This is a genomic window from Streptomyces sp. NL15-2K (genome assembly GCF_030551255.1).
Taxonomy (GTDB): Bacteria; Actinomycetota; Actinomycetes; order Streptomycetales; family Streptomycetaceae; genus Streptomyces.
This window is the reverse complement of record NZ_CP130630.1, coordinates 1,211,295-1,237,674: the sequence shown is the minus strand read 5'-3', so window position 1 is coordinate 1,237,674 and position 26,380 is coordinate 1,211,295. Positions and strand designations below refer to the sequence as shown.

Genomic DNA, 26,380 nt, shown 5'->3' with positions numbered 1-26,380 from the left:
TGGCTAAATCCTTGCCTTCTTCGCCTTCTTGTCCGGACCGTTCGGCGTGCCGTTGGGGACCTGGCCGGCGAACTGCGTGCGGTACAGCTCGGCGTAGAGGCCGTCGGCGGCCAGCAGTTCGCCGTGGGTGCCCCGTTCACGTATGCGGCCGCCGTCCAGGACGAGGATCTGGTCGGCCTCCAGGATCGTGGCCAGCCGGTGGGCGATGACCAGCGACGTACGGCCCGACAGCGCGGTCCTGAGTGCTCGTTGGATCGCCGCCTCCGACTCGGAGTCCAGGTGCGCGGTGGCCTCGTCGAGGATGACGACCGGCGGCGACTTCAGCAGCAGCCGGGCCAGCGCGACGCGCTGCTTCTCACCGCCGGACAGCCGGTACCCGCGGTCGCCGACCACCGTGTCCAGACCGTCCGGTAGCGCCGAGACCGTCTCCCAGATCCTGGCCGCCTCGCACGCCGCGACCAGCTCGTCCTCACCGGCGTCCGGCCGGGCGTACAGCAGGTTGGCCCGGATCGTGTCGTGAAACATGTGCGCGTCCTGGGTGACGATGCCGACCGTGTCGTGCAGGGAGCGCAGCGTCAGCTCCCGTACGTCGTGACCGCCGATGCGCACCGTCCCCGCCATGGGGTCGTACAGCCGCGGAACCAGATTGGTGACCGTGGTCTTGCCGGCGCCCGACGGGCCCACCAGCGCGGTGAGCTTTCCGGCGGGAGCCCGGAAGCTCACCCCGTCCAGGACCACGGCGTTGTCGCCGCGCTCCGGCGACGGCAACGCGATCGTCTCCAGGGAGGCCAGCGACACCTCGTCGGCGGCCGGATACCGGAACGCCACCCCGTCGAACTCGATGTCCGGGGTGGCGTCGGTATCGGCGGGCAACGGCCGGGCGGCCGGCGCCTCGTCGATGAGCGGCTTCAGGTCCAGCACCTCGAAGACACGGTCGAAACTGACCAACGCGATCATGACGTTGACCTGCATGTTGGACAGCTGGTTGAGCGGCCCGTACAGCCGCATCAGCAGCGTCACCATCGCCACCAGGGTGCCGATCTGGAGCCCGCCGTCGATGGTGAGCACGCCGCCGAGGCCGTAGACCAGCGCGCTGGTCACCCCGGCGATCAGCGTCATGATCACGAACAGCATCCGCCCCCACACCGCCGTCGTGACGGCGACGTCCCGCACCTGGGACGCCTTGCGCGCGAACCGCTCGGCCTCCTCGTCCGGCCGGCCGTACAGCTTCGCCAGCATCGCGCCGGACACGTTGAACCGCTCGTTCATCATCGAGCCCATGTCGGCGTTCAGCCCCATGCCCTGCCGGGTCAGCCGCTGGAGCCTGCGGCCCACCAGCTTCGCGGGCAGCAGGAAGAACGGCACCACCACCAGAGCGGCCACGGTGATCTGCCACGACAGGTAGAACATCATTGCCAGCACCAGAACCAGCGTCAGCAGCGTCGACACCGTCTGCGACAGCAGCGTCGTGATCGCCTGCTGCGCCCCCACCACATCCGTGTTGAGCCTGCTGACCAGGGCGCCCGTCTGCGCGCGGGTGAAGAACGCCAGCGGCTGCCGCTGGACGTGCTCGAACACCCGGCAGCGCAGGTCGAAGACGATGCCCTGGCCGACCCGGCCCGAGAACCAGGTCTGCGTGAAAATCGCCAGCACGTCCACCAGCGACAGCGCAGCGATGGCCACGGCCAGCCCCACCACGAGCCCTTTCCTGCCCGGTGTGATCCCGTCGTCGATGATCACCTTCAGCAGCAGCGGGCTCGTCGCCGTGATGGTCGCGCTCACGGCCGTCATCAGCATGACCACTGCCAGCGACCAGCGGTACCGCAGGGCGAACGGGACGATGCGCCGCACCGTGCCGGGCGTGATCCTCTGCTTGGTGATCGAGCTGTCGACGCCCAGCGGCATCGGGCCCATGCGCGGGCCGCCCATCATGGCCACGAAATTTCCTTCCGGCCGAGGCTGACGGTTAGCGACCGTACCCGCGAAGCCAAGGGCTGGGAACGCGTGCACTGCCCCGGCGGTTGCGACCGGCTGTCCAACCACGGCATCGCCACAGTTGAACACCCGGTCCCGAGGTCCCAACACGATGCGCTAACCGCCGGGAAACCTGCCGCACCCCAGCCTGAACACATGCAGACGATGTCAACACGGAGGCCCAGCCATGAGCGAGCCTGAGGCCACGGCCCCGGCGCGGCAGCAGGAACCGGAGCCGGAGCGGACGCAGGAACCGGAGCCGGAGCGGACGCAGGAGCAGCAGCACGAGGAGGCGCAGGCGTCGAAGCGCCGACGCCGCCGGGTGTTCCGGGTACTGGTGGGCGGGACCGTGGTGCTCGCGGTCGGAGCGGCGGGCGTGGTGTACGCGGCGCAGGACGAAGGCGGCACGAAGACGGCGAAGACCTCCACACTGCCGACGGCGGAAGTGGTCCGCACCGACATGGTCAACACCACCGATGTCGACGGCACGCTCGGCTACACGGGCAGCCGCCCCGTGCTCGCCGAGGGCGGCGGACGCATCACCGCGCTGCCCGCCGCCGGCGACGTCATCAGGCGCGGCGACAGGGTCTACGGCAAGGACGGCCACGACGTACCGCTGTTCATCGGAACCACCCCGTTCTGGCGGGAGTTGAAAGTGGGGATGACGCGTGGCTACGACGTGCTGGAGCTGGAGCGCAACCTGACCTCGCTCGGCTACGGCGACTACCTCAGCGTCGACCGCACCTTCAGCACGTCCACCGCCAGAGCCGTCAAGGAGTGGCAGGACGACCTGAACGTGACCGAGTCCGGCGTGGTCAAGCCCGGCGACGTGGTGATGCAGACCGGCGAGATCCGGGTCACCAAAATCAGCGCGATCCTGGGCACCCCCGCCGCCGGCGAGGTGCTCACCGCCAGCGGCACCGAACGGCGCATCACCGTCGACCTGCCCGTCAGCGACCAGGACATGGCCAAGAAGGGCGCCAAGGTGAAGGTGACCCTGCCGGGCGGGAAGACCACCACCGGCCGTGTCTCCTCCATCGGCAAGGTCGCGACCGCCGGCGACACCAACGCCCAGTCGCAGACCGGCGAAGGCACCCAGAACGCCACCATCCCCGTCTACATCACCCTCGACAACAAGAAGAGCGCCGGTGACCTGGACGGCGCCCCGGCCACAGTCGGCTTCACCAGCACCGAGCACAAGAACGCGCTGGCCGTACCGGTCAACGCGCTGCTGGCGTCCGCGGACGGCAGCTACGAGGTGAACGTCGTGACCGCCGCCGGGACCGTCCGCGCCGTGCCCGTGAAACTCGGCATCTTCGAAGGCGACAACGTCGAGGTGACGGGGAACCTCACGCCGGGCATGAAGGTGCAGGTGCCCAAATCATGAGCGACACCACCCGCACCACCGCCGGGGGAACGAGCGGTCCGGGCACCACCCCGGTCATCGCGGTCGACAACGCCACCAAGGAATACCCCGGCGGCGTACGCGCGGTGCGCCACGTGTCCCTCGCCGTCCACCCCGGCGAACTCGTCGCGATCCTCGGCCCGTCCGGCTCCGGAAAGTCGTCACTGCTGAACCTGATGGGGACGCTGGACAAGCCGACCACCGGCCGCGTCCTCATCCAGGGACACGACGTCGCCAAACTGCCCGACCGGCGGCTCGCCGCGGTACGCGCCCGCTGGATCGGGTTCGTGTTCCAGCAGTTCTTCCTCACCCCTCACCTGTCCGCCGTCGACAACGTCGCCACCGGGCTGCTCTACCACGGCATCCCGCCACGGGAACGGCGCAAGCGGGCCCAGGCCGCGCTGGAACGCGTCGGCCTCGGACACCGCCTCGACCACCGCCCCAACCAGATGTCCGGCGGCGAGAAACAGCGCGCCGCGATCGCCCGCGCCGTCGTAGGCAACCCGCCGCTGCTGCTCGCCGACGAACCGACCGGCAACCTCGACACGGCGTCCGGCGCCGGCGTGCTCGACCTGCTCGGCGAACTGAACCGCGACGGCACCGCCGTCGTAGTGATCACCCACGACCTGGAGGTCGCGGCCTCACTGCCGCGCCGCCTGGAGATCCGCGACGGCCAACTCCACGCCGATACGGGGGTACCGGCATGAAAGCCCTGCCCGAACCGGCCCGGCTGCGCGCCGGCGACCTGGCCTCCGTCGGCCTCGAAGGGCTGCGCGGCCGGCCACTGCGCGCCGTACTGTCCGCGCTCGGCATCGCCATCGGCGTCGCCGCCATGATCGGCCTCGTCGGCATCAGCACCGTCAGCCGAGCCGCGCTCATGGAGGAGATCGAGCAACTCGGCACCAACCTGCTGACCGTCGAACCCGGAACGACACTCACCGGCAAGGACTCGACTCTGCCCGAGAACGCCGAGAGCATGGTCTCCCGCATCCCCGGCGTCACCGGAGTGTCGGCGACCGGCCTGGTGGAGGACGCGACCGCCCGCCGCACCGACAAAATCTCCTCCGCGACGACCAGCGGCATTGCCGTCCAGGCCACCCGCACCAACCTGCTCGGCACTCTCGGCGGCACCGTGCAGTCCGGCGCCTTCCTCAACGCCGCCACCAGCCAGTACCCGTCCGTCGTACTCGGCTCGACCGCCGCCGAACGGCTCGGCATCGACCGCGCCGGCGCGCACGTCTACATCGACGGACAGTGGTTCAAGGTCGTCGGCGTCCTCGAAGAGGTCGCCCTCGCCCCCGAGATCGACCGCTCCGCCCTCATCGGCTGGTCGTACGCGGAACGGCTCGGATTCGACGGCAACGTCACCACCCTCTACGAACGCTCCACCGAGGAGACCGTGGGGGCCGTGCGCAGCGTGCTCGGCTACACCGTCAACCCCCAGCACCCGGAAGAGGTCCAGATCAGCCGCCCCTCGGACGCGCTGACCGCCCAGGCCGCCGCCGAACGCACCTTCAACGCGCTGTTCTTCGGCCTCGGCGCCATCGCCCTGCTGGCCGGCGGCGTCGGCATCGCCAACATCATGGTCATCTCCGTGCTGGAGCGGCGCCAGGAAATCGGACTGCGCCGTTCGCTCGGCGCAACGCGCGGACAGATCCGGCTCCAGTTCCTCACCGAGTCCGTGACCCTGTCGGCGCTCGGCGGCGCCGCGGGAGTGCTCATCGGACTGGCCACCTGCCTCGGTTACGCCGTCTACCGCGACTGGCCCCTCGCCCTGCCCGGCCAGGCCATCGTCGGCGGTGCCCTCGCCGCCGTCACCATCGGCGCCCTGGCCGGCGTGTATCCGGCACGCCGAGCCGCCAACCTGACGCCCACCGAGGCGCTCGCCACAAGCTGACCGGTACATCCCCCGGCCGGTCACCAGGGGTGCCCCCGTGCCCGCTCACGCGGACACGGGGGCACCCCGCTTTTCGTATGCCGACCCAACCCCGCCAGCTCTCGTAAGAGACCGGTTAACGACGACGGTCACCGGCGGGAAACCTCCCGGCGGCCACTGTGGTGAGCATGAAGACACAGACTTTCGCCGCGGTGGCCCTCGCGGCCGCCGCCATGTTCGGGATGACCGCGTGCGGCGGTGACGACTCGTCCAACAACGGGGCCGGCGCCTCGCAGGCCGACCAGGACCGCATGGAGAAGTTCGCCAACTGCATGAAGAAGCAAGGCGTCGAGGTCCCCGACGCGGCTCCCGGAGAGGGCGGCGGGGAAATGGTCCCCGTCTCCGGTTCCAGCGCCGAACACGAAGCGGCACGGGCGGCCTGCGCGAAGTACGCCCCCAGCGACGACGCCAACGAGGACATCACGGAAGCCGACCAGGACCGCGTCCTGAAGAAGGCCGAGTGCCTGCGCGGCCAGGGCGTGAACGCCAAGGACCCCAAGCCCGGCACCCTGGACATCAGCGTCGAGGGCTCCGGAGTCTCCCAGGAGAAGCTCGTCGAGGCGTTCTCCTACTGCAACAAGCAGGTTGGGGGCGAGCAGAACTGACCGTGGTGGAGGCCCCCGGGGAACCTCCCGGAAAGCGGGGCCACCTCGCTCGCGTGTCGGCATCGGCCGCGGTCCAGCCCGGAACGACCGGGCGGAACCGCGGCCGAACCGCGTTCCGCCCGGGCCATACCAGGCCTTGTTCAACTGCGTAATCGCCTCGGTTGAACAGCACCCTCTCCTTCCATTTGGGCATGCCTTGCCCAACATCCGCAGATGAGCTGGAATGACCGAGCCGACCGGGCCCGGACATATGCCTGGGCGGACCTGCGGTGTGCGTTCGATGCGCAAAGGAGAGGCATTGATGATCCCGTTGTCGTTCGCACAGCGCCGGCTCTGGTTCCTGGCCAGGCTGGAGAATTCGAGCCTCACCTATAACAACGTCATCACCTTGGTGATGCACGGCCCGCTGAATGTCGCAGCGCTCGACGCGGCCATACGGGATTTGCTGAAGCGCCACGAATCGCTGCGCACGGTATTTCCCGACGTGGACGGCGAGCCTTATCAGCGAATCCTCGATCCGGCCGAGTTCGACTGGGAAATGGCCGTACGGCAGGTCGCGCCGGAGGATGTCGCCGACGCCCGCCAGGAGGCGGCCCGCGCCACATTCGACCTGTCCTCCGAGGTGCCCGTCCGCGCGACGCTGCTCACCACCGCGCCGGACGAGCACGTACTGATCCTGGTCCTGCACCACATCGCCACCGACGCCTCGTCCCACCGCCCACTGGGCCGTGACCTGTCGGCGGCGTATGCGGCGCGGCTGCGGGGCGAGGCTCCGGAGTGGGAGCCGCTGCCGGTGCAGTACGCGGATTACGCGCTGTGGCAGCGGGAGTTGCTGGGAGAGGAGTCCGACCCGGAGAGCCGGATCTCGGTCCAGCTGGACTACTGGCGGCGGCAACTGGCCGATACGCCTGAGGAGTTGGCGTTGCCGGTGGACCGGCCGCGGCCGGCGGTGGCGAGCCCGTTCGGTCACCGGGTGCCGGTGCGGGTGCCGGCGGAGGTGCACCAGCGGCTGGCGGAGCTGGCCCGCGCTGAGAGTGTGACGGCGTTCATGGTGCTTCAGGCGGCGCTGGCGGTGACGCTCTCGCGGCTGGGGGCCGGGACGGACATCCCGGTGGGTTCGGCGGTGGCGGGTCGTACCGATGAGGCGCTGGACGATCTGATCGGCTTCTTCGTCAACAACCTGGTGATCCGTGGGGACTTGTCGGGTGATCCGGAGTTCCGTGCTGTGCTGGGCCGGGTGCGGGAGGCGAGCCTCGGCGCTCTGGCCCACCAGGATGTGCCGTTCGAGCGGCTGGTGGAGGCGCTGACGCCCGAGCGGTCCTTGAACCGGCACCCGCTGTTCCAGGTCATGCTGACCGTGCAGAACGCGGCCGAGGCCGTGCTGGAACTGCCCGGGGTCGCTGTGGAGCCGCTGCCGTCGAATCTGCCGGTGGCCAGGTTCGACCTCGAACTGATGATCGAGGAACGGTTCGACGAGCACGGCCGCCCCGACGGGCTGACCGGCTTCCTCGTCGGAGCGGACTCGCTGTTCGACGCGCCGACGGTGGCGAGGGTCGCGGAGTCGTTCCAGCGGGTGCTGGGGGCGGTGGTCGGTGATCCGGGTGTTCGGCTGCATGCGGTGGATGTGCTGGGTGCGGGTGAGCGGGAGCGGGTGCTGGTCGGGTGGAATGACACGGCTGGGGTGGTGGAGTCGGGGACTTTGTCTGAGTTGTTTGCGGCTCGGGTGCGGCGGTCGCCGGATGCGGTGGCGGTGGTGTTTGAGGGTGTGGAGTTGTCGTATGCGGAGTTGGATGTGCGGGCGGGGCGGCTGGCTCATCATCTGGTCGGTCGGGGTGTGGTTGCGGGGTCGACGGTGGCGGTGGTGTTGGAGCGTGGGGTTGAGCTGGTTGTTGCGTTGTGGGGGGTGTTGAGGGCGGGGGCGGCGTATCTGCCGGTGGATCCGGGTTATCCGGCGGAGCGGGTGGCGTTGTTGTTGGAGGATGCGGCGCCGGTGGTGGTGCTGGATGATGCGGAGGCTGTGGCCCGGGTGTCGACAGGCCAGGGCGGGGTTGTTGCGGGGCCTGTTTCGGTGGATGTGCGGCAGGCGGCGTATGTGATCTATACGTCGGGTTCGACGGGGCGGCCGAAGGGGGTTGCGGTCTCTCATCGGAGCGTTGTGAACCGGTTGGTGTGGATGCGGGATCGGTATGGGATCGGTGCGGGGGATCGGGTGTTGCAGAAGACGCCGGCGGTGTTCGACGTGTCGGTGTGGGAGTTGGTCGGGACTGTGGTGTGGGGTGCGACGCTGGTGGTCGCGCGTCCCGGTGGGCACCGTGATCCGGGTTATGTGGCGGATGTGATCCGTGAGCAGTGTGTCAGTGTGGTGCATTTCGTGCCGTCGATGCTGGACGCGTTCTTGCAGGCGGGTGCTGGTGGGCTGGGGAGTCTGCGGCATGTGGTGTGCAGTGGCGAGGCGTTGTCCCTGCCCACGCAGAAGCAGTTCTTCGAGGCGTTCACCGGAGTGGAACTGCACAACCTGTATGGGCCGACGGAGGCGGCGGTTGACGTCACCGCCTGGGCGTGCGATCCCGCGCAGACAGACGGTCCGGTGCCGATCGGCGAACCGGTGGCCAACACCCAGGTCTTCGTGCTGGATGAGTATCTGGTTCCGGTGCCGGTCGGGGTTGCGGGTGAGTTGTATCTGTCCGGGGTTCAGTTGGCCCATGGGTATGTCGGTCGCCCGTCGCTGACCGGTGAGCGCTTCGTGGCTTGCCCGTACGGCATGGGCGGTGAGCGGATGTACCGGACCGGGGACTTGGTGAAGTGGACCGGCGATGGCCAGTTGGTGTTCCTGGGCCGGGCGGACGAGCAGGTGAAGATCCGTGGGTTCCGGATCGAGCCGGGTGAGATCGAGGCCGTACTGCTGGAGCATCCGGGTGTGGGTCAGGTCGCGGTGGTGGCCCGCGAGGACGTACCGGGCGACAAGCGACTGGTCGCCTACGTCGTTTCGGCTCAGCCTGACGAAATCGACGGTCTGCTGGCGTTCGCCGCCGGGCGGTTGCCGGAGTACATGGTTCCCTCCGCGTTCGTGACGCTGGCCGAGCTGCCGGTCACCGTCAACGGCAAACTGGACCGACGCGCCCTGCCGGCACCGGAGTACGTCACCGGCCCGGGCCGCGCACCGGCCACCGTCCACGAAGAGATTCTCTGCGCGGCCTTCGCGGACGTCCTGGGACTGGAGTCGGTCGGCGTCGACGACGGCTTCTTCGCGTTGGGCGGGCACTCACTCCTCGCCGTGCGGCTGATCTCGCGGATACGTGCCGTGCTGGGCATCGAATTGCCGCTACGGGCGCTGTTCGAGGTGCCGACGGTCGCCGGGGTGGCGGCACGGTTGGCCGAGGCGGCTGGGCAGGTTCGTACGCCGTTGCGGGCTGCGGCGCGTCCGGAGCGGGTGCCGTTGTCGTTCGCGCAGCGCCGCCTGTGGTTCCTGGCCCAGCTCGAAGGGCCGAGCCCGGCGTACAACATCGCGGCGCCGATCCACCTGAGCGGTGAGGTGGACGCCGCGGTGCTGGCGGAGGCGTTCCGGGATGTGATCGCGCGGCACGAGTCGCTGCGGACGCTCTTCCCGGCCGTGGACGGAGAGCCGTACCAGCAGATTCTCGACCCGCACGATCTCGACTGGGACCTGGAAGTGTCCAGGGTGGAGTCCGGTGAGTCGGCCGATGCCGTGGGCCGGGCGATGAGGTATGCCTTCGATCTTGCCGCCGAACTGCCCGTCCGGGCCTGGCTGTTCGAGGCCGGACCGGACGATCGGCTTCTGGTGGTGGTGCTGCATCACATCGCCTCCGACGGCTGGTCGATGGGGCCGCTGGCCCGGGACCTGTCGGTGGCGTACGAGGCGAGGTCGCGTGGCGAGGCCCCGGCGTGGGAGCCGCTGCCGGTGCAGTACACCGACTACACCCTCTGGCAGCGGGAACTGCTGGGCGACGAGGCCGATCCGGACAGCCGGCTCGCGACCCAGATCGACTACTGGCGGCGGACGCTGGCCGGGGCGCCGGACGAGCTGGCGCTGCCCACGGATCTGCCGCGGCCTGCGGTGGCGAGCCGTCGCGGGCACCGGGTGCCGTTCACGGTTCCGGCCGACATCCACCAGAGGCTGGTGCAGCTCGCCCGCGCCGAGGGCGTCACCCCGTACATGACCCTTCAGGCCGCCCTTGCGCTGCTGCTGTCGCGGCTCGGCGCGGGGACGGACGTACCGATCGGCATCCCGGTCGCGGGGCGCGCCGACGAGGCGCTGGAGGACCTGGTCGGTTCCTTCGTCAACACACTCGTGATCCGCACCGATCTGTCGGGGAATCCGGAGTTCCGGGACGTCCTGACGCAGGTGCGGGAGGCGAGCCTCGAGGCCTTCGCGCATCAGGACGTGCCGTTCGAGCGGCTGGTGGAGGAGCTGGCTCCGGAACGGTCGCTGGCCCGGCATCCGCTGTTCCAGGTGATGCTCACCGTGCAGAACGTCGAGCGCGTCGAGCTGGCATTGCCCGGCGTGGACGTAAGCGCTGGCACGACGGACGCGGTCGCGGCTTCCGCGTCGCGCTACGACCTGCACTTCACCGTCGGTGAGACGTTCGACGACGAGGGGCACCCGGCGGGGCTGCGCGCCCAAGTGACCCTCGCCGCAGACCTGTTCCACGCCGAGACGGCGGAGCGGATGGCGGGCTGGTTCGTCCGGGTGCTGGGGGCGGTTACCGAGAGCGCGGACGTGCGGCTGCGTGCTGTGGACGTCCTCGACGCCCGGGAACGGGACCGGGTGCTCAGCCAGTGGAACGACACGGCGGTGCCCGACGCCCGCCCGGCGGTCACCTCCCTGTTCCAGGACCGGGTGGCCGCGACGCCGGACGCGACGGCCCTGGTGGCCGGCGGCGTAGAGGTGACGTACCGGGAGCTGGACGCGTCCGCCGGGCGGCTGGCCCGCCATCTGCGCGGGCTGGGCGTGGGCCCCGAATCGGTGGTGGGTCTGTGCCTGCCGCGCGGCGCCGAGATGATCACGGCGATCCTGGGCGTGTGGCAGGCCGGCGCGGCCTACCTGCCCATTGACCGCGAACTTCCTTCCGAGCGCCGGGCGTTCATGCTCGCCGACAGTGGTACGCGAGTGCTCCTCACGGACCGCGACACAGGTCCCGCGCTCGCGGAGGCGGAGCGGTCGGTGGGTGTGCCGGTCGTGTGGCTCGACGAGGCGCTGTCCGCCGGGGCCGCCGCGGAGCCCCTGCCCTCCGAGCCGGCCACCGCACCGGACCCTGCGGGCCTGGCCTACGTGATGTACACGTCCGGCTCGACCGGCACCCCCAAGGGCGTCATGGTCACCCACGGATCGCTGGCCAACTACGTCGCCTCGGCGTCCGACCGGCTCGACTGGACGGGCGAGGGCGCGCGGTACGGCCTGCTCCAGCCGCAGGTGACCGACCTGGGCAACACGGTGGTCTTCATCAGCCTGGCCACCGGCGGCCAACTGCACATCCTGGACGCCGAGTCGGTGACCGACCCGGCCGCCGTGACCGGCTATCTCCGGGACCATCGGATCGACTTCGTCAAGGCGGTGCCGTCACACCTGGCCGCACTGTCCGCGGACTCCGGGGTGAACGGCGTACTGCCGGCTCGGTCCCTGGTGCTCGGCGGGGAGGCCGCACCGGCCGCGTGGCTGCGCGACGTCGTCGCGGCGGCTGCCCCCAGGGGACGGCGGGTGTTCAACCACTACGGGCCGACCGAGACCACGATCGGCGTGGCCACGGCCGAGTTGTCGCCGCGCAGTGGCGTGATGCCGATCGGTACGCCGATCGCCAACACCCGTCTGTTCGTGCTGGACGAGGCGCTTCAGCCGGTGCCGGTGGGGGTTGCCGGCGAGCTGTACGTGACCGGTGCCGGGCTCGCGCGCGGCTACGCGGGGCGTGCGGGGCTGACGGCCGAGCGGTTCGTGGCGTGCCCGTTCGGGTCCGGGTCCGGCGAGCGGATGTACCGCACCGGCGACCTGGTGAAGTGGACGCCCGACGGCCAACTGGTGTTCGTCGGCCGCGTCGACACCCAGGTGAAGATCCGCGGCTATCGCGTCGAGCCGGGAGAGGTCGAGGCCGTCCTGCTGGAGCACCCGGCCGTCTCGCGCGCCGCGGTGGTCGCCCGCGCGGACGGTACGGGCGACCAACGGCTGGTCGCCTACGTCGTCCTCGATGACACCGAGCCCGTCGACGGTGACCTGCGGGAGTTCGTCGCGCGTCGGCTGCCCGAGTACATGGTGCCCGCGGCGGAGGTCGTACTCCCCGAACTGCCGCTCACGCCGAACGGCAAGCTCGACCGCAAGGCGCTGCCCGACCCCGGCTCCGAGGACGCCACGAGCACTGGCGCCGGTCGGGAACCGGCGAACGAGACCGAGACGGCGCTCCGCGAAATCTTCGCCCAGGTCCTCGGCCTGGCCACGGTCGGCGTCGACGACAGCTTCTTCGAACTCGGCGGCCACTCCCTGCTCGCGATCCGGCTGCTGTCCCGCATCCGGACCCGGCTGGGCACGGAAGTCAGGATCAGGACGCTCTTCGAGGCTCCGACGGTGGCCGGGCTGGCGGAACGGCTCGCCGGCCCCCGCCGCGACCGGGCCCGCCCGCCGCTCCGCGCCGCCACGCGCCCGGAGCGGGTGCCGTTGTCGTTCGCGCAACAACGCCTCTGGTTCCTGGGCCAGATAGAAGGACCCAGCGCGACGTACAACATCCCCCTCGCGGTCCGGCTGACGGGCGCACTGGACGCCGGGGCGCTGGAAGCGGCGCTGCGGGACGTCATCGCGCGCCACGAGTCACTGCGCAGCGTCTACCGCTCCGCCGACGGCGAGCAGTACCAGCAGATCCTCGACCCGCGCGAACTCGACTGGCACCTCACCGTGACCGACGTGGAGCCCGACGCCCTGGCCGACGCCGTCGCGCACGCCGCGAGCCACACGTTCGACCTGTCGGCGGAGCTGCCGATCCGGGCATGGCTGCTCGAACTGGCCCCCGAAGACCGTGCCTTGGTGCTGGTCATCCACCACATCGCCACCGACGGCTGGTCCCACGCCCCGCTGGGCCGTGACCTGTCGGCGGCGTACGCGGCGCGGGTGCGGGGTGAGGCTCCGACGTTCGAGCCGCTGCCGGTGCAGTACGCGGATTACGCGTTGTGGCAGCGGGAGTTGCTGGGGGAGGAGTCCGACCCGGGGAGTTTGCTGTCGGCGCAGGTGGAGTACTGGCGGCAGGCGCTGGCCGGTGCGCCTGAGGAGTTGGCGTTGCCGGTGGACCGGCCGCGGCCGGCGGTGGCGAGCCATGTGGGTCACCGGGTGCCGGTGCGGGTGCCGGCGGAGGTGCATGAGCGTCTGGCGGAGCTGGCCCGTGCCGAGGGCGTGACGGCGTTCATGGTGCTTCAGGCGGCGCTGGCGGTGACGCTCTCGCGGCTGGGGGCCGGGACGGACATCCCGGTGGGCTCGGCGGTGGCGGGTCGTACCGATGAGGCGCTGGACGATCTGATCGGCTTCTTCGTCAATACGTTGGTGATCCGGACGGATCTGTCGGGTGATCCGGAGTTCCGGGCTGTGCTGGGCCGAGTGCGGGAGGCGAGCCTCGGGGCTCTGGCCCACCAGGACGTGCCGTTCGAGCGGTTGGTGGAGGAGCTTGCTCCGGAACGGTCATTGGCCCGGCATCCGCTGTTCCAGGTGATGCTGACCTTGCGGAACGTGGAACGGGCCGTACTCGAACTGCCCGACGCCGACACCGAGCCGCTGGACGGGTCGGGGACCGCGGCACGGTTCGACCTTGAAGTCCACCTGCACGAGAGCTTCGACGACCAGGGTCGTCCGGGTGGGTTGCATGGCTCGGTGAGCGCGTCGGTGGATCTGTTCGACGCGGGGACGGTTGAGGTGATCGCGGAGCGGTTGGTGCGGGTGCTGGGGACGGTGGTCGGTGATCCGGGTGTTCGGCTGCACGAGGTCGAGGTTCTGGACACGCGTGAGCGGGAGCGGGTGCTGGTCGGGTGGAATGACACGGCTGGGGTGGTGGAGTCGGGGTCCTTGGTGGGGTTGTTCGAGGAGCGGGTGCGGCGGTCGCCGGATGCGGTGGCGGTGGTGTTTGAGGGTGTGGAGTTGTCGTATGCGGAGTTGGATGTGCGGGCGGGGCGGCTGGCTCATCATCTGGTCGGTCGGGGTGTGGTTGCGGGGTCGACGGTGGCGGTGGTGTTGGAGCGTGGGGTTGAGCTGGTTGTTGCGTTGTGGGGGGTGTTGAAGGCGGGGGCGGCGTATCTGCCGGTGGATCCGGGTTATCCGGCGGAGCGGGTGGCGTTGTTGTTGGAGGATGCGGCGCCGGTGGTGGTGCTGGATGATGCGGAGGCTGTGGCCCGGGTGTCGACAGGCCAGGGCGGGGTTGTTGCGGGGCCTGTTTCGGTGGATGTGCGGCAGGCGGCGTATGTGATCTATACGTCGGGTTCGACGGGGCGGCCGAAGGGGGTTGCGGTCTCTCATCGGAGCGTTGTGAACCGGTTGGTGTGGATGCGGGATCGGTATGGGATCGGTGCGGGGGATCGGGTGTTGCAGAAGACGCCGGCGGTGTTCGACGTGTCGGTGTGGGAGTTGGTCGGGACTGTGGTGTGGGGTGCGACGCTGGTGGTCGCGCGTCCCGGTGGGCACCGTGATCCGGGTTATGTGGCGGATGTGATCCGTGAGCAGTGTGTCAGTGTGGTGCATTTCGTGCCGTCGATGCTGGATGCGTTCTTGCAGGTGGGTGCTGGTGGGCTGGGGAGTCTGCGGCATGTGGTGTGCAGTGGCGAGGCGTTGTCCCTGCCCACGCAGGCGCGGTTCTTCGAGGCGTTCGTGGGTGTGGAGTTGCACAACCTGTATGGGCCGACGGAGGCGGCGGTGGATGTCACCGCCTGGGCGTGCGATCCGGCGCAGACAGACGGTCCGGTGCCGATCGGTGCGCCGGTGGCCAACACCCGGGTCTTCGTGCTGGATGAGTATCTGGCTCCGGTGCCGGTCGGGGTTGCGGGTGAGTTGTATCTGTCCGGGGTTCAGTTGGCCCATGGGTATGTCGGTCGCCCGTCGCTGACCGGTGAGCGTTTCGTGGCCTGCCCGTATGCGTCGGCAGGTGAGCGGATGTACCGGACCGGGGACTTGGTGAAGTGGACCGGCGATGGCCAGTTGGTGTTCCTGGGCCGGGCGGACGAGCAGGTGAAGATCCGTGGGTTCCGGATCGAGCCGGGTGAGATCGAGGCCGTACTGCTGGAGCATCCGGGTGTGGGTCAGGCCGCCGTGGTGGCCCGCGAGGACGTGCCGGGCGACAAGCGACTGGTCGCCTACGTAGTGCCGACCGGCCAGGAGGCCGACGGACTGCGGGAGTTGGTGGCTGCGCGGCTCCCGGAGTACATGATCCCGTCCGCGTTCGTCACGCTGGCCGAGCTGCCGGTCACCGTCAACGGCAAACTGGACCGGCGTGCGCTGCCCGCACCGGAGTACACCGCCGGTGCGGGCAGGGGCCCCGTAACCGTGCGGGAAGAGATCCTGTGCGAAGTGTTCGCGCAGGTCCTGGGGTTGGACGTGGTCGGGATGGACGACGACTTCTTCCGGCTCGGTGGACACTCGCTGCTGGTGGTGTCGCTGGTGGAGCGGCTGCGGGCGCGGGGCGTCACCGTACCGGTGCGGGCGCTGTTCGAGACGCCGACCCCGGCCGGCCTGGCAGGTGTGGCTGACACCGGGGCTTTCGTGGTGCCCGAGAACCGCATCCCCGCCGACGCGGAGCAGATCACCCCCGGCATGCTGTCGCTGGTCGAGCTGTCGCAGACGGAGATCGACCGGGTCGTGGCGGCGGTGGAGGGCGGGGCGGCCAACGTCGCGGACGTGTACCCGCTGACGCCGCTTCAGGAAGGCATGCTGTTCCACCACCTGCTGGCCGACGGCGGGACAGACGTCTACGTCACCGCGCAGGTGATGGAGTTCGACACGCGGGAACGCCTGGACTCGTTCGCACGCGTACTGCAACAGGTCGTCGACCGCCACGACATATACCGCACGGCCGTGGTGTGGGAGGGTCTGCGCGAGCCCGTCCAGGTGGTGTCGCGCCGCGCGGTCCTGCCCGTCGTGACGCACGACCTGGCCGCTGCCGACGGCGACCCGGCAACCGCGCTGCTCGCCGCGGCGGGCTCCGTGATGGACCTGGGCCGCGCGCCGCTGATGGACCTGCATGTGGCGGCAGCGCCCGACGGCCGGTGGCTGGGCCTCGTACGGATGCACCACATGGTCCAGGACCGACTGAGCCTGGACGTACTGATCCACGAGCTGCGGGCGATGCTCTCCGAGCGGCAGGACCGGCTGCCCGCGCCGCTGCCCTTCCGCGACATCGTCGCCCGGACCCGGGAAATCCCCACGGTCGAACATGAGCGCTTCTTTGCGGAGTTGCTCAGTGACGTCACCGAGCCGACCGCGCCCTTCGGACATCTCGATGTGCGTGGCGGTGGCATGGATGCGATCTCCGAACTGGTTCCCGTGGATCGAGAGGTCGTCCTCCAGCTGCGGGACGTCGCGCAGCGGCTCGGCGTCAGCCTGGCCACGGTGCTGCACGCGGTGTGGGCGCGGGTACTCGGTGCGCTGACCGGGCGTGACGACGTGGTCTTCGGGACCGTGCTGTTCGGGCGGATGAACGCCGGCGAGGGCACCGGCCGGGTGCTGGGCCCGTTCATCAACACCCTCCCGGTGCGGGTCCGTACCGGGGACGTCGGAGTGCGAGCCGCGATCGAGCAGATGCGCGGCCAGCTGGCGGCGTTGCTGGAGCACGAGCATGCCCCGCTGGCCATCGCCCAGAGCGCCAGCGGGATCGCGGGCAACGCGCCCCTCTTCACCTCGCTGTTCAACTACCGGCACGTATGGCGGGGAGCCGACAATGCCGGACGGCACGGGGCGTTCGAAGGCATCCGCAGTCTGCTGGTCAGGGAAAGGACCAACTATCCGCTGAGCGTGGCCGTGGACGACCTTGACCGCGAAGAGCTGATCATCAACGTGCAGTCGTTCAGCTCGATCGACCCGGGCGCGGTCGGCCGACTGATGCGCACGGCCGTTGAAAACATGGTCACGGCCCTCACCGACACGCTCGACGGCTCCCCGGACGTGGCCCTGCGTGACGTGGACATCCTCGATCCGCGAGAGCGGGACCGGCTCCTCTTTGAGTGGAATGACACGGCGTCGGGTGTGGCGGGTGTGTCGGTGGTGGAGTTGTTCGAGGAGTGGGCTGCCGCTGATCCGGGTGCGGTGGCGGTGGTGGCTGATGGTGTGGAGCTGTCGTATGGGGAGTTGGATGCGGCGGCGAATCGTCTGGCGAATTGGCTGCGGGGGCGGGGTGTGGGCCGGGAGTCGGTGGTGGGTCTGCGTTTGCCGCGTGGCGCGGAGATGATCGTCGGGATTGTGGGGGTGTGGAAGGCCGGGGCGGCTTATCTGCCGGTCGATGCTGGGCTGCCGGCTGAGCGGGTGGAGTTCATGCTGGCTGATGCCGGTGTGGGTGTGGTGATCGGTTCGGACGATCTCGCGGGGGTGGCGGGCGTTTCGGATGCCTCGCCGGGTGTGGTGGGTGATCTGGCGTATGTGATCTATACGTCGGGGTCGACGGGTGTGCCGAAGGGTGTGGCCGTTTCGCATTCCTCGTTGGCGAATTTGGTGGGTGTGTTCGGTCCGGTGATGGGTGCGGGTCCAGGGGTTGGGGTGTTGCAGTTCGCGTCGTTCAGTTTTGACGCGTCGGTGTTGGATGTGGCGGTGGCGTTGTCGTCCGGTGCTGCTTTGTGGGTCGCCAGTGACGGGCAGCGGGAGCAGCCTCGGCGGTTGCGGGAGTTGGTGGGGGTGCGGGCGGCGAGTGTGGTGCCGTCGTTGCTGGGGGTGCTGGAGCCGGAGGATCTGGCACGGGTGGAGACCCTGTTGGTGGGTGCTGAGGCGATCAGTGAGGTGGCGGCGCGGCGTTGGTCGGTGGGGCGTCGGCTGGTGAACACCTATGGGCCGACTGAGGCGACGGTGATGGTGGCGGCCGAGGTGGTGGAGGCGGGGCGTTTGGGTCCGGTGCCGTTCGGGCGGCCGATTGCCAATACCCGTTTGTACGTTCTCGACGAGGCACTTCAGCCGGTGCCGGTCGGGGTCAGGGGTGAGTTGTATGTGGCGGGTGCCGGGCTGGCGCGGGGGTACGTCCGTCGTCCGTCGCTGACGGGTGAGCGGTTTGTGGCGTGCCCGTACGGCTCTGGTGGCGAGCGGATGTACCGGACCGGGGACCTGGCGCACTGGACTGCCGATGGGCAGTTGGTGTTCGCCGGGCGTGCCGACGCGCAGGTCAAGGTGCGCGGTTTCCGTATCGAGCCCGGTGAGATCGAGGCCGTACTGCTGACGCGTCCGGACGTCGCCCAGGCCGCCGTCGTGGTTCGTGAGGACGCGTTGGTGGCGTATGTGGTGCCGGTTGGCCAGGAGGCCGGTGGGCTGCGGGAGTTGGTGGCTTCGCGGTTGCCGGAGTACATGGTTCCGGCGGCGTTCGTCATGCTGGCGGAGTTGCCGTTGACCGCGAACGGCAAGCTGGACCGTCAGGCGTTGCCGGCTCCGGAGTACGCCACAGGTGCGGGACGTGCCCCGGCCACGGTGCGGGAGGAGATTCTCTGCGCGACCTTCGCCGAAGTACTGGGCGTGGAGAGGGTCGGGGTCGACGACAACTTCTTCCAGCTCGGTGGGCATTCGCTGCTTGCGGTGCGGCTCGTTGAGCGGTTGCGGGCTCGGGGTGTGTCCGTGTCGGTGCGGGCGCTGTTCGAGTCGCCCACCCCGGCCGGTTTGGCGGGCGCGGCCGGCGTCGGGTCGGTGGAGGTTCCGGAGAATCTGATCCCCGCCGGTGCGGAGCAGATCACGCCGGACATGCTGCCGCTGGTCGAGCTGTCGCAGGCCGAGATCGACCGGGTGCTTGCGACGGTCGACGGCGGGGCCGCGAACGTGGCCGACATCTATCCACTGGCCCCGCTCCAGGAAGGCATGCTCTTCCACCACCTGCTGGCCGGTGAAGACCAGGACAAATACGTGACGAGGCGGGTGGTGCAGCTCGACTCCCGGGCTCGGGCGGAGGAGTTCGTCCAGGCACTGCGAGTGGTGGTGAACCGGCACGACATTTACCGCACGGGAGTTGTGTGGGAAGGGCTGCGCGAACCCGTCCAGGTGGTGTGGCGCCACGTGGAACTGCCGCTTTCCGAGCACACATTGGTTGCGGTGGATGCGGTAGACGCGCTGCTGAATCACGTCGGACTGGCCATGGATGTGCGGCACGCGCCATTGATGGACGTTCATATGGCGGAGCTGCCCGATGGCGGCAATGGATTCCTCGTGCTCGTGCGGATGCATCACATCGTCCAGGACCACTTGGGAATGGACGTGTTGATGCGGGAGTTGTGGGCGGTGCTTGCCGGTGAGGAGGAGGCATTGGCGCCGGCACTGCCATTCCGGAATTTCGTGGCGCAGACGCGGGCGGTGCCCCGGGAAGAACACGAGCGGTTCTTCACCGAGCTGCTGGGTGATGTGACCGAGCCGACCGCGCCGTACGGGCTGTTGGACGCTCGTACCGGCGGCGCCGATGTGGTGTCTGAGCGGATTCCGGTTCCTGACGCGGTCGTTGCGGAGTTGCGCGGGGTGGCGCGGGAGCTGGGGGTCAGTACGGCGACGGTGCTGCATGTGGTGTGGGCGCGGGTGCTGGCGGCGTTGTCCGGGCGTGATGACGTGGTGTTCGGCACGGTGTTGTTCGGGCGGATGAATGCCGGTGCGGGTGCCGACCGGGTGCTGGGACCGTTCATCAACACCCTTCCCGTACGGGTGCGCAGTGGCCGGGTCGGGGTGCGGGCCGCGGTCGAGGGCATGCGGGCCCAGCTGGCGGAGCTGCTGGAGCACGAGCATGCCCCGCTGGTGGTGGCCCAGCAGGCCAGCGGGATCGTAGGAAACGCGCCGCTCTTCACCTCCCTCTTCAATTACCGGCACATAGCAAGTGGCGGTGAAGGGGAACAGGGCGGGTCACCGTCTGCCGAGGGGGCGCGGACGCTCCTCACCCAGCAATGGAGCAACTACCCGCTGACGGTGTCCGTGAATGATCGGGGCGCCGGCGGTCTGAGTCTGACCCTGCTGGCTGCCGGTTCCATCGACACGCACGCCGTGGGCCGGCTTTTCTGCACCGCGGCGAAGAATCTCGCAGCCGCCCTCACCGAGGCCGTGGAAGAGGATCTCGAAATCGCCCTGACCGAGGTGGCGATTCTGGAATCCGCCGAACGAGGCCGGGTGATTTCGGAATGGAATGACACCTCTACGACGACTGCGTACTCGCCGGTCGTGGAGTTGTTCCGGCGGCGGGCAGTGGCGGCGCCGGATTCCGTGGCCCTGGTGGGTGACGGGGGTGAGGTTTCATACGGGGAGCTGGAGAGCAAAGCGAATCGGCTGGCGCACTATCTGCGCGGCCTGGGCGTGGGAGCCGAGTCGGTGGTCGGGCTGTGCCTGCCGCGCGGCACGGACGTGATCACGGCGATTCTGGCGGTATGGAAGGCCGGAGCGGCATACCTCCCGCTTGACGCGCGGCTGCCCGCCGAGCGGCTGGCGTTCATGGTGGCCGACAGCGGGGCGCAGCTGGTGCTGGGCACCGAGGACGTCCTGGCGGAGGTCGATCTGCGGACCGGGCCGACGACGGTTGTCGCGTTGGACGATCCGAAGACCGCCGCCGCCCTGGCAAGTTGCCCGGACTCGACGGCGATCGGTGCAGGGGATCCGGCCGGACTGGCGTACGTGATCTACACATCCGGTTCGACGGGCACGCCGAAGGGCGTGGCGGTGACACACGGTTCCCTGGCCAACTACGTCGGTTCGGTGTCCGTCCGCTTCGGTTGGACCGGCGAGGGGAAGCGGTACGCCCTGCTTCAGCCCCAGGCGACCGACCTGGGCAACACGGCGGTCTTCATCAGCCTGGCCACCGGCGGGCAGTTGCATGTGCTGGACCCGGACACCGTGACCGAGCCCGAGACGGTGGCGCGGTACCTGGCCGAGCACCGTATCGACGCGATGAAGGCCGTACCGTCGCATCTGGCGGCGTTGACTGGCGCGGCCGGCGTGGAGCGGCTGCTGCCGGCGGGGTCGGTGGTACTGGGCGGCGAGGCCGCACCGATCGGGTGGGTCGGTGAGCTGATCGAGGCGGCCGATGGCGACCGTAGGGTGTTCAACCACTACGGGCCGACGGAGACCACGATCGGCGTGGCGACCACTGAGCTGACGTCGCAGACGGTGGCCGACGGGATGGTGCCGATCGGTACGCCGATCGCCAACACCCGCGTCTTCGCGCTGGACGACGCGCTGGAGCCGGTGCCGGTGGGGGTGGCCGGTGAGTTGTATGTGGCCGGTGCCGGGGTGGCGCGCGGGTATGTCGGCCGTCCTGGGCTGACGGCCGAGCGGTTCGTGGCGTGCCCGTTCGCGTCCGGGTCCGGTGAGCGGATGTACCGAACCGGCGACCTGGTGAAATGGACGCCCGACGGGCAACTCGTGTTCGTCGGCCGGGCGGACGAGCAGGTCAAGGTACGTGGCTTCCGCATCGAACCCGGCGAGATCGAGGCCGTGCTCCTCACGCACGCCGACGTGTCACAAGCGGCGGTGGTGGCACGGGAGGAAACGTCCGGGGACAGGCGTCTGGTGGCCTACGTGGTGCCCGCCCGCACTGATGCCAGTAGCGACACCAGCGGGCTGCGCGACTTCGTCGCGGAGCGGCTGCCGGAGTACATGGTCCCGGCCGCGGTCGTGGAACTGGCCGAGCTGCCACTGACCGCCAACGGCAAGCTGGACCGGCGAGCGCTGCCGGCTCCTGAGTACGCGACTGGTGCGGGACGCGCCCCGGCGACCGTGCAGGAGCAGATTCTCTGCACGATGTTCGCCGAGGTCCTGGGCGTGGACGCGGTCGGCGTGGACGACAGTTTCTTCGACCTGGGCGGGCATTCGCTGCTGGCGGTGCGGCTGGCGTCGCGCGTGCGGCTCGTGCTGGACGTGGAACTGCCGTTGAGGCTGCTGTTCGAGGCCCCGACGGTGGCCGGGCTTGCGGCCCGGCTCTCCGGCGACGGGGCCGGGGGCGGTACGGGACGGGTGCGGATGCCCCTGCGGGCCGGGGCACGTCCGGAGCGGGTGCCCTTGTCGTTCGCGCAGCGCCGCCTGTGGTTCCTGACCCAGCTGGAGGGGCCGAGCCCGGCGTACAACCTCCCGGTGCCGCTCCGCCTGGCCGGCCACGTGGACGCCGCGGTGCTGGAGCAGGCGTTCCGGGATGTGATCGCCCGGCACGAGTCGCTGCGTACCGTCTTCCCGGCCGTGGACGGAGAGCCGTACCAGCAGATTCTCGACCCGGCGGAACTGGACTGGCGGCTGGAGGTCACCCGGATGGAGGCCGGGGGCCTTGCTGGTGCCGTACGCCAGGCGGCGCAGCACACGTTCGACCTGTCCGCCGAACTGCCCATCCGGGCATGGCTGTTCCAGGCGGGCCCCGACAGCGACGACGCTCGTGACGGTGACGACGAGCAGGTGCTCATGCTGGTGATGCACCACATCGCCAGCGACGGCTGGTCGCGCGGTCTGCTGGGCCGCGACCTGTCGGCGGCCTATGCGGAACGGCTGCGCGGCGAGGCCCCGGCGTGGCAGCCGCTGCCGGTGCAGTACGCGGATTACGCGCTGTGGCAGCGGGAGTTGCTGGGGGACGACTCCGACTCCGACAGCCTACTGTCGGAGCAGGTGGACTACTGGCGGCAGAGGCTCGCAGGCATTCCGGAGGAGCTGACGCTGCCGACCGACCGGCCGCGTCCGGCGGTGGCCGGCCACCGCGGTCACGCCGCGCCGCTACGGGTGCCCGCCGAGGTGCATCAACGGCTCGTGGAGCTGACGCGCACCGAGGGCGTGACGGCGTTCATGGTGGTGCAGGCGGCCTTGGCGGTAACGCTGTCCCGGGTGGGGGCGGGCACCGATGTCGCCATCGGGTCCGGCGTGGCCGGTCGCACCGACGAGGCGCTGAACGACCTGGTCGGGTTCTTCGTCAACAGCCTGGTGATCCGGACGGACCTGTCCGGTGACCCGGAGTTCCGTGCCGTGCTGGGGCGGGTGCGCGAGGCGAGCCTGGGGGCGCTGGCGCACCAGGATGTGCCGTTCGAGCGTTTGGTGGAGGAGCTGGCACCGTCCCGGTCGACGGCGCGGCACCCGCTCTTCCAGGTGGCTCTGACACTGCAGAACGTCGAGCGTGCCGGGCTCGACATGCCCGGTGTCCGGGCCGAGGAGATAGCGGCCGCGGACACGGCCGCCGCGGCGTCGGTCAAGTGCGACATCGACGTGATGGTGGGCGAACGGTTCGACGGCGAGGGCCGGCCGGCGGGGCTGCGCGGCACGGTGTACGTCTCGGCGGACCTGTTCGACGAGCCTGCCGCCGCCAGATTCGCGGCCTGGATCGCGCGGGTGCTGGAACTGGTGACGGCGGAGCCGGATGTGCGGCTGGGCGCGGTGGACGTGCTCGGCGCGGAGGAGCGAGAGCTGCTGGTCCATGGGTGGAATGACACGGCCGTGGGTGTGGTGGCCGGTGCGTCGGTGGTGGATCTGTTCCGGCGGCGGGTGGATGCGGCTCCGGATGCGGTCGCGGTGATTGACGGTGAAGTGGGCCTCATGTACGGGGAGTTGGAGGCCGAGTCGAATCGGCTCGCGCACTATCTGCGGGGCATGGGTGTGGGGCGTGAGTCGGTGGTGGGGCTGTGCCTGCCGCGGGGCGCCGACCTGGTGACTGGAATTCTGGGTGTGCTGAAGGCCGGGGCGGGATTCCTGCCGATCGACGGCCGACTGCCCGTGGATCGGGTGGCGTTCATGCTGGCCGGCAGCGGCGCGCAGCTCGTTCTGGGGAGCCAGGACGCCCTGGACGACCTGCCGGTGGGCCGGGTGCCGCTGGTGGCCCTGGACGATCCGACGACGACCGCGCTGCTGGACGCTCAGGTCACTGCCGCGCCGGAAGTGGCGGTCGACGGGGCGGGGCTGGCGTATGTGATCTATACGTCCGGGTCGACGGGTGTGCCGAAGGGTGTGGCGGTGGCGCACGCCGGGGTTGCGAATCTGGTGGCTGCTCAGGGTGAGCGGTTTGCGGTGGAGCCGGGTTCGCGGGTGTTGCAGTTCGCGTCGGTCGGTTTTGACGCGGCGGTGTCGGAAGTTTTGGTGACGTTGTGCTCGGGTGCGGCGCTGGTGGTGGCGTCGGCGGACGAGGTGTTGCCGGGTGGTGGGCTGGTCGAGCTGGTGGCGGCGCGTGGGGTGACGCATGCGACGTTGCCGCCGGCGGTGCTGAGCGCCCTGGGTGATGCCGCGCTGGATTCGATCACCACGCTGGTGTCGGCGGGTGAGGCGCTGGACGCGGGGTTGGTGGAGCGTTGGGCCCCGGGTCGTCGGCTGATCAATGCGTATGGTCCGACGGAGATCACGGTGTGTGCGTCGATGTCGGCGCCGTTGGAGACTGGTGACGAGCCGTCGATCGGTACGCCGATCGCCAACACGCGTGCGTACGTGCTGGATGAGGGGCTTCAGCCGGTGCCGGTGGGCGTGGTCGGCGAACTGTATGTGGCCGGTGCCGGGGTGGCGCGCGGGTATGTCGGGCGTCCTGGGCTGACGGGTGAGCGGTTCGTGGCGTGCCCGTTCGGGTCCGGTGAGCGGATGTACCGGACCGGGGACCTGGTGAAGTGGTCCCAGGGTGGGCAGTTGGTGTTCGTCGGGCGGGCGGACGAGCAGGTGAAGGTGCGGGGCTTCCGTATCGAGCCCGGTGAGATCGAGGCAGTGCTGTCGGTGCACCCGGGTGTGGCGCGGGCCGCTGTGGTGGTCCGCGAGGACAGTCCTGGTGACAAGCGGTTGGTTGCCTACGTCGTACTCGCCGCCATCGATGACGATGATGACGACGACCTCGTGGACCTCCAGGACCTGCGGGGGCTGGTGGCGGAGCGGCTGCCGGAATACATGGTTCCGGCCGTGGTGGTCACCCTGCCGGAACTCCCGTTGACGGTCAACGGCAAGCTGGACCGGCGGGCGTTGCCGGCGCCGGAGTACGCCACGGGGGAGGACCGGGGCCGCGGACCGGCCACGGTGCAGGAGGAGATCCTGTGCGCGGCGTTCGCCGACGTACTGGGGCTGGAGTCGGTGGGCGTGGACGACAGCTTCTTCCAGCTCGGCGGGCACTCGCTGCTCGCGGTGCGACTGGTGTCGCGTATCCGTGCGGTGCTGGGTGTCGAGGTTGCGGTCCGTACGCTCTTCGAGACTCCGACGGCGGCCGGGCTGGCGGCCCGTATCGCGGACGGCGCGGGCCAGGCTCGTACGCCGCTGCGGGCGAGGGTGCGTCCCGAGCGGGTGCCCTTGTCGTTCGCGCAGCGGCGGCTGTGGTTCCTGGCGCAGTTGGAGGGGCCCAGCGGGCTCTACAACCTGCCGACGACGATCCGGCTGAGCGGCGCGGTGGACGTCGCCGCGCTGAATGCGGCGCTGCGTGACGTCATCGCCCGGCATGAGTCGTTGCGGACGGTGTTCCCGGCCGTGGACGGTGAGCCGTACCAGCACATCCTCGATGTGTCCGAACTGGACTGGGAACTGCAGGTCAGCCGGGTCGAGTCCGGCGAACTCGCCGATGCCGTGGCACGGGCGCGGCGGTATGAGTTCGATCTGTCGGCCGAGCTGCCGGTCCGGGCGTGGCTGTTCCAGACCGGGCTGGACCAGCAGGCGACGCTCGTACTGGTGGTGCATCACATCGCTGGCGACGGCTGGTCGATGGGGCCGCTGGGCCGGGATCTGTCGGTGTCGTATGCGGCACGGGTGCGGGGTGAGGCTCCGGTGTGGGAGCCGTTGCCGGTGCAGTACGCGGATTATGCGTTGTGGCAGCGGGAGTTGCTGGGGGAGGAGTCCGACCCGGGGAGTTTGCTGTCGGCGCAGGTGGAGTACTGGCGGGGGACGCTGGCCGGTGCGCCTGAGGAGTTGGCGTTGCCGGCGGACCGGCCGCGGCCGGCCGTGGCGAGTCACACCGGGCATCGGGTGCCGATGCAGATGTCCGCCGAGGTGCATCAGCGGCTGGTGGAGCTGGCTCGTGCCGAGGGCGTGACGGTCTTCATGGTGGTGCAGGCGGCGTTGGCGGTGACGTTGTCGCGGGTGGGTGCGGGCACCGATGTGGCCATCGGGTCTGGTGTGGCCGGCCGTATCGACGAGGCCTTGGACGATCTCGTCGGGTTCTTCGTCAATACGTTGGTGATCCGCACGGATCTGTCGGGTGATCCGGAGTTCCGGGCTGTGCTGGGGAGGGTGCGGGAGGCGAACCTGAGTGCCTTCGCTCACCAGGACGTGCCGTTCGACCGGTTGGTGGAGGAGCTGGCTCCTGAGCGGTCGTTGGCGCGGCATCCGTTGTTCCAGGTGATGTTGACGATGCAGAACCT

Annotated in this window: 6 protein-coding genes (1 of these 6 running past the window's edge); 5 read left to right on the top strand and 1 reads right to left on the bottom strand. The window is 69.8% G+C overall.

Annotated features, from left to right (window positions below):
* Positions 1-3 precede the first annotated feature (3 nt).
* Complete coding sequence (locus Q4V64_RS04905) at positions 4-1,932, bottom strand: ABC transporter ATP-binding protein (protein WP_124437486.1); 1,929 nt, start codon at positions 1,930-1,932, stop codon at positions 4-6.
* Positions 1,933-2,161: 229 nt separating this feature from the next.
* On the opposite strand from Q4V64_RS04905, the gene Q4V64_RS04900 reads away from it, so the two are divergent.
* The 5 genes from Q4V64_RS04900 to Q4V64_RS04880 form a co-directional block, all read left to right on the top strand.
* Positions 2,162-3,361 carry a peptidoglycan-binding protein gene (locus tag Q4V64_RS04900; protein ID WP_124437462.1) on the top strand — a complete coding sequence of 400 codons (1,200 nt, stop codon included), beginning with the start codon at positions 2,162-2,164 and terminating at the stop codon, positions 3,359-3,361.
* Positions 3,358-4,086, top strand: coding sequence for an ABC transporter ATP-binding protein (locus tag Q4V64_RS04895; RefSeq protein WP_124437461.1), 729 nt, complete (start codon positions 3,358-3,360; stop codon positions 4,084-4,086). The genes Q4V64_RS04900 and Q4V64_RS04895 overlap by 4 nt, the downstream gene beginning before the upstream one ends.
* Entirely contained in the window at positions 4,083-5,276 is a 1,194-nt protein-coding gene (locus Q4V64_RS04890; protein WP_124437460.1) for an ABC transporter permease, read from the top strand. The genes Q4V64_RS04895 and Q4V64_RS04890 overlap by 4 nt, the downstream gene beginning before the upstream one ends.
* Before the next feature lie 167 nt (positions 5,277-5,443).
* On the top strand, positions 5,444-5,920 hold the full coding sequence (locus Q4V64_RS04885; protein ID WP_124437459.1) for a hypothetical protein: 477 nt from the start codon (positions 5,444-5,446) through the stop codon (positions 5,918-5,920).
* Positions 5,921-6,221: 301 nt separating this feature from the next.
* Positions 6,222-26,380 carry the beginning of a non-ribosomal peptide synthase/polyketide synthase gene (locus Q4V64_RS04880; protein WP_303709019.1) on the top strand. The gene runs 21,112 nt beyond the window's last position, so only the first 20,159 of its 41,271 coding nucleotides appear in the window; the start codon lies at positions 6,222-6,224; the stop codon falls past the right edge of the window.

Excerpts from the sequence above, each read along its gene's own strand:
- Q4V64_RS04905 (WP_124437486.1), bottom strand. The coding sequence starts at position 1,932 with ATGATGGGCGGCCCGCGCATGGGCCCGATGCCGCTGGGCGTCGACAGC.
- Q4V64_RS04900 (WP_124437462.1), top strand. The coding sequence starts at position 2,162 with ATGAGCGAGCCTGAGGCCACGGCCCCGGCGCGGCAGCAGGAACCGGAG.
- Q4V64_RS04895 (WP_124437461.1), top strand. The coding sequence starts at position 3,358 with ATGAGCGACACCACCCGCACCACCGCCGGGGGAACGAGCGGTCCGGGC.
- Q4V64_RS04890 (WP_124437460.1), top strand. The coding sequence starts at position 4,083 with ATGAAAGCCCTGCCCGAACCGGCCCGGCTGCGCGCCGGCGACCTGGCC.
- Q4V64_RS04885 (WP_124437459.1), top strand. The coding sequence starts at position 5,444 with ATGAAGACACAGACTTTCGCCGCGGTGGCCCTCGCGGCCGCCGCCATG.